Genomic DNA, 6781 nt, shown 5'->3' on the forward strand with positions numbered 1-6781 from the left:
CAGCGCCCCTGCAACCGACGTCGCTGCGACCCTGCTGGCAGTGGTGAGCGAGAAGACCGGTTATCCGGTTGAGATGCTGGCCCTGGAGATGGGGCTTGATTCCGATCTCGGCATCGACTCCATCAAGCGGGTCGAGATCCTCTCCACCCTGCAGGAACGGCTCCCCGGAGCCCCGGTTATCGGCCCGGAACAGCTCGGCACCCTCCATACCCTCGGCGAGATCGTTGCCTTCCTCAATGCCGGTGCATCCATAGGGGCGCCGCTTGATGCGCCCTCATCAATCCCTGCAATACAGGGCGCAGCAAGCAGCGCCCCAACAACCGAAACGGCCCTGTTGCCGGAGCCACCGGCAGTCACTGCCAAGGCATCGGTAGTGAACCGGAGCGCCATTGTCCCGGTTCCGCTCCAGCCTGCTGCGGATAAACTCGATCTCGCCGGCGGCGAGTTCTGGATCACCGACACCGGATCGCAGTTTTCGCGCGAACTGGCCTCTAACCTGAGAAGCCGGGGTTATGCAGTCAGGACCATCACTCCCGGCGATGCCGTCGACAGCCTCCCTGATGCCGACATTGCCGGCCTGGTGATCTGCGCCCCTTCGACAGGAACAAGCGACCAGTTCATCGAAGAATCGTTTCTCCTGCTCAGGAGGGCAGCCACCCCGCTCCGGCGTGCCGGTTCGGCCGGTGGTGCGGTCTTTGCCACTGTCTCACGCCTGGACGGCAAATTCGGCTGCGGGGCTGGCATGACCCTCACCGATCCGCTTTCCGGAGGGCTGGCCGGATTGTCCAAGACCGCATCCCGGGAGTGGCCGGAAGTATCGTGCCGGTCGATAGACATCGGCAACTTCTCGAACGAGGCTGCGGCTGCCGGCGCTGTTGCCAACGAGATCTTCTCGTCCGGACCGGTCGAGGTCGGACTGACCTCGAAAGGGCGGATAACCCTGACCCTAACCGAACTGCCGCTGCCGACCCCTGCCAAGAATCCGCCGGTGCAGAAGGGAGAGGTGGTTGTGATTACCGGCGGCGGACGCGGCGTGACCGCGGCGGCGGCAATCGCGCTGGCCAAGGAGTATCGGCCGCATCTGGTCCTCCTCGGCAGGAGCCCGGAGCCTTCGGCAGAACCGGAATGGCTGGCGCCGCTCAAAGACGAAGCCGGTATAAAGCGGGCAATTCTCAAGCACGCCGGAGAAAAGCTTTTTCCCAAGGAGGTCGAAGAGCGGTTCCGCTCGATCATCGCCGTCAGGGAATTGAAACAGACCATCGCCCAGATCGAGGCAACCGGTGCCACTGCCTCCTACCGCTCTCTGGATATCAGGGATCAGGGCGAGGTAACGGCGTTTCTCGATGAAATCCGTCACCGCTACGGCAAGATCAGAGGGATTGTTCACGGGGCCGGAGTACTGGCGGACCGGCTGATCACCGACAAGACCCGGGAGCAATTTTCCCAGGTCTATTCGACCAAGGTGGCCGGGCTGCGGGCGCTTCTGGACGCAACAACCAAGGACGACCTCAGGTTCATCGCCCTCTTCGGCTCCACCACCGGCCGCTTCGGCCGCACCGGCCAGGTCGATTACGCGGTTGCCAACGAGGTGCTTAACAAGCTGGCACAGGTTGAGTCCCGCCGCCGGCCCGGATGCCGGACGGTCTGCATCAACTGGGGTCCCTGGGACGGCGGCATGGTTACACAATCGCTGAAAAAGGTGTTCAGCGACGAAGGGATAGCCTTGATCGGCCTCCAGGAGGGGAGCGAACTCCTGCTCAGGGAGATCGGCGCCGCTGATGCTCCGGTTGAGGTCGTAGCGCTGGCCGGGGACCATTCCGTTCCCCAGCCCAAGCCGGTCCAGCAACGGGTAAAGCCGTTTTCCGAAGCCCTGGCCATCACCCTTGGAATCGACAGCCATCCGTTCCTCAAATCCCATGTAATCGACGGCAAAGCGGTACTGCCGATGGCGGTAATAGTCGAGTGGCTCGCCCACGGCGCGCTGCACGGGAATCCCGGCCTCAGGTTCCACGGCTTCAACGATCTCCGGATCTGCAAAGGGGTGACCTTCGACGGTTCCTCCCCTCTCACGCTCAGGATACTGGCCGGCAAGGCCGAAAAGAAGGACTCGTCCCATATTGTGCCGATTGAGCTGCACAGCGGCTCGGCCGACAGCCATGACCAGCTCCATGCCCGGGCCGAGATCGTGCTGGCAACGCGGCTTCCCGAAGGGATCCGTTCCATTGCGGAGCTCCCATCCACCCCGTTCACCCCTCACAACGGCGTCATCTACGACAAGGACCGCCTCTTCCACGGTCCCGACCTGCACGGGATCGAGGAGGTCGAATGCTGTTCCTCCAAGGGGATCTCGGCCATTGTAAAGGGTGCGCCGCTTCCGGCCAGCTGGATCAGCCGGCCGCTCAGGAGCAGCTGGCTTACCGACCCGCTGGTTCTTGACTGCGCGTTCCAGATGATGATCCTCTGGAGTTTTGACCGCACCGGCGCCGGTTCCCTGCCCACCTTTGCCGGCAGATACCGCCAGTTCAGTGAGGCCTTCCCGCGCGACGGCGCCCATGTCATGATCCGCGTCACCGAGGCCCACGAACATTCCGCCTCTGCTGACATTGAATTCCTGGACCGCCAGACCGGCAAGCTGATCGCCCGGATGGAGGGTTATGAATGCGTCATCGACCCGTCGTTGCAGAAGGCATTCCAGCGTAACCAGCTCCACCGGCTCGGGGCGGCATGAAAAGAGCACCGGGTCAGTCAGTCGCAATTGTCGGGATCGGCGGGATATTCCCGGATGCCCCCGATCTCGACCGTTTCTGGGAAAACATCAGTAACGCCAGGAGCGCTGCCCGTGAAGTGCCGGAGGGGCGCTGGCAGATTCCCAGCGCCGAAGCCTTTGACCCGGAGGTCGGCAAACCTGATCATGTCTATTCCCGCACCGGCTGCTTCATAGAAGAGATCCCGCCGCTCTCCGAGCTTGATGGCCTTGAGCTCGACAGTGCGCTCCTGGCCGATCTCGACCCACTGTTCCACCTGCTGATCCATGTCGGCAAACGCGCATTTGACGACGGAGTAACAGCACCGCTCAACCGGTCCCGCATCGGCGTGATCATCGGCAATCTGGCGCTGCCGAGCGAGAAATCGGCGCTACTGACCCGCCAATGGCTCGGCCAGAGTTATGAAGAAGCGCTGCTCGGCAGAGACTCCGACATCGTTGCCACCGACCCACTCAACCGTTACGTCGCCGGCCTCCCGGCCGGGATGCTCGCCCATGCCCTCGGTCTCGGCGGCGGCAGCTTCACCCTCGATGCAGCCTGCGCTTCATCCCTCTACGCCGTCAAACTCGCCATGGACGAACTTCTGAGCGGACGCGCCGACGCGATGCTCACCGGCGGCATCTCCCGCCCCGACCCGCTCTATACCCAGATGGGTTTTTCCCAGCTGCGCGCCCTTTCCAAACGAGGGGTCTGCTCACCCTTCGATGCTCTCGGCGACGGACTGGTGGTCGGTGAAGGCGCCGGGATCTTCCTGCTCAAACGGACCGAAGATGCCGTAGCCCATGGGGACCATATTTACGGGATCATCCGCGCCGTGGGGCTCGCTAACGATGTTGGCGGCAGCCTGCTTGCGCCGATGTCCGAGGGGCAGCTCCGGGCGATGCGTGCCGCCTATGATGCCGCCGGCTGGACCGCTGCGGATGTGGACCTGGTCGAGTGCCATGCCACCGGCACCCCGGTCGGCGACGCCACCGAAGTGGCCAGCCTGCGCGAACTCTGGAGCGGCGCCGATGCGCAAGGCCGGTGCGTTATCGGTTCGGTCAAATCCAACATCGGCCATCTGCTTACCGCTGCCGGCGCTGCTGCCCTCACCAAGGTTCTGCTGGCGTTCCGCAACGAAACTCTCCCGCCAACAGCCGGATTCCATGCCCCGCAACCGGGCATGGAGCTGGAAAAGATTCCGTTCACGGTCCTGAAGGAATCTTCCCCCTGGAATCGCAGGAAAGAAGGGGTACCAAGACGAGCGGCAGTCAGCGCCTTCGGATTCGGCGGCATCAATGCTCATCTGCTGGTTGAGGAGTGGCTGGGAGCCGGGCCGGCACCGAGCAGTACAGCGCCGAACATTGCCCTCGCCGAAAAGAAGCGTCCGCTGGTCGCCGTGGTCGGGATGGATGCGCGCTTCGGCCCCTGGACAACGCTCCGCAGCTGGCAGGAACGGGTTCTCGGCAGCAACGGCCAGGAGCAGCCTACAGCTCCCGCCAACTGGTGGGGAGCTGAAAAGACCGAGTGGTTCCGGAACGAGGGGTTTGAGAGTACCCCTTTCAGCGGATTCTATCTGGGCGATATCCGGATACCCACCGAGCAGTTCCGGATTCCGCCGAAAGAGATGGAGGAGATGCTTCCCCAGCAGCTGCTCATGCTGCAGTCTGCCGCCGCAGCCATGGCCGACGCCGGACTCGACCGGGACAACAACCTTAAGATGGCGGTCATGATCGGGATCGCCCTTGACCTTAACAGTACCAATTTCAGCTGGCGCTGGTCCCTGGCGGCGAGGGCCGCCTCATGGGGAGTCAGCAGCGCCAATACCCTTTCTCCCGAGGATTTCCGGCAGTGGACTGCTCAGCTGCGCGATGCCGCCGGTCCGCCGCTGACGGCCAACCGAACCATGGGGGCGCTGGGGAGCGTTGTCGCCAGCCGCATTGCCAGGGAGTTCCGCGCCGGTGGACCGAGTTTCACAATCTCCAGCGAGGAGAACTCCGGGATAAGCAGTCTGCAAACCGCAGTCCGGCTGTTGCAGAACGGGGAGATCGACCGGGCACTTGTCGGTGCCGTGGATCTGGCCGGGGACATCCGCGCTGTGCTCGGGCATCATGCGGTGCGGCCGCTGTCGCGCTCGGGACGGGGAATGCCTTTCGATGCCCAGGCCGATGGCAGCATCATTGGCGAAGGGGCCGCCGCAGTCGTCCTGAAAAGGGTAGAAGATGCCGAGCGGGACGGCGACCGGATCTATGCGGTAATCCGCGGCATCGGCTCAGCCGGCGGCACTACGCTTCTCCCCGGTTCCGATGCCTATTGCCGTGCCGTGGAAGCGGCATCCCGTGATACCGGGGTGCCACGGCTGAGGGTTGACCACCTGGAGGCCGCTGCGAGCGGTCATCCGGCCGAAGACCGGATGGAGGCCAAGGCCCTTGCCACACTTTTCGCTGCCGCACCGAATGATCACCGCAGCCGCTCCATAGCAGCGGTCAAGGGTGAGATCGGCCACTGCGGCGCCGCATCCGGAATGGCTTCCTTTGTCAGGGGTTGCCTGGCCGTTTACCAGGAGATCATCCCCGGCTGCCGCGGTGTGGAGACACCGGCGCCGGAAATTGCAGCGATCCGCCAGTTGGTTCTCCCGGGATCTCCGAGATACTGGCTCAGGAACCGGGCAGAAGGTCCACGCCGGGCCGGTATCTCGTCGTTCGGCGTTGATGGCGGCTGCTGCCACCTGATTGTCGAGGGAAGGGACAAGCTTCCCAAATATGCCGGCCAGGAACGGATTGCCCCGGTCGGTCAACTGAACGAATACCTGTTTGCCTGCGCCGGAGACAACGGTGCGGAACTCCGGCAGGAACTGGAACTATTGCAGCGCCGCGGCCATGAGTCCGGTGATCCCGGGCTTGCGTCACTGGCGCTCGAATGGCACGAGCGGCTGGCCGACCGGAGCGAAAAGCCATTGGCGACCGCCCTGGTGGTCAGAAACCTGGAAGAGCTTACCGCCCTGGTCGATCTCGGCATCGGCAGCATCTCTTCCGGGACTCAAGCCATTCCCTCCCATCCCGCATTGAGAGACCGGCTGTTTCACTCGGCCAAGCCTCTAGGCCGGGACGCCAGGATCGCCTTTGTCTTCCCCGGCTCTGGCAACCATTTTCCGGGGATGGGGATGGAACTCTCCGCCCGCTGGCCTGCAGTATTCCGGCGACAGGATGGTGAGAATCAGCGGCTCAGGGACCAGTTCCGGCCCGAGCTGTTCTGGAACGGCGCCACCCTTGAAGAACTGAACAGCGACCACAAGGCGGTTATTTTCGGCCAGGTCGCCACCGGCTGCGCAGTGAGCGATATTGTCCGGAGTTTCGGCGTCGAGCCGCAGGCGGTCATCGGCTACAGCCTCGGAGAATCGGCCGGGCTCTTTGCCCTTCGCGCCTGGAAAGAGCGGGACCTGATGCTCTCCCGGATGAACGGCTCCACCCTGTTCACCCATGATCTTGCCGGAGAGTGCCGGGCGGCAAAACGCGCCTGGGGGCTCCCCGACTCAAAGGAGGTTAGCTGGAGCATCGGCGTGGTGGAAGCAACCGCACGGGAGGTGCGCCACGCCCTCCGGACCACGGCTCATGTCTACCTGCTGATCGTCAACACCCCGGATGAATGCGTCATCGGCGGCGACGCCAAAGGGGTCAAACGGATGGTCGCCATGCTCGGCTGCCGTTTCCATCCCCTGGCCGGTGTCACCACGGTCCATTGCGAGGTGGCCGCCGAAGTCGCCCAGCCATACCATGACCTGCACCTTTTCAACGTCACCCCGCCGCCCGGGGTCACCTATTACAGCGGCGCCAAGGGTGCTGCCTACGATATCACCCGAGAGAGTGCCGCCGGCGCGATCCTCAGCCAGGCGGTCGAAGGGATCGACTTCCCCGCTGTGATCAATTCGGCCTATGACGATGGAGTCCGGCTGTTCCTGGAGATGGGGCCGGGTGGGTCCTGCAGCAGGATGATCAGCAGGATACTTGAGGGGCGGCCGCACCTGGCGCGCTCGGCCT

General features: G+C 63.7%; 2 protein-coding genes. Both read left to right on the forward strand.

Features of this window, described 5'->3' with window-relative positions; all coding sequences use genetic code 11:
* Positions 1-2728: SDR family NAD(P)-dependent oxidoreductase (locus OR1_RS20200; protein ID WP_041974892.1), on the forward strand; the 2728-nt coding region annotated here is incomplete at its 5' end.
* Positions 2725-6781, forward strand: a 4057-nt coding sequence (locus tag OR1_RS20205) for a type I polyketide synthase (protein ID WP_041974894.1), incomplete at its 3' end; no start/stop codon positions are given. The genes OR1_RS20200 and OR1_RS20205, both read left to right, overlap by 4 nt.

This window comes from Geobacter sp. OR-1, from assembly GCF_000813145.1.
Taxonomy (GTDB): Bacteria; Desulfobacterota; Desulfuromonadia; order Geobacterales; family DSM-12255; genus Geoanaerobacter.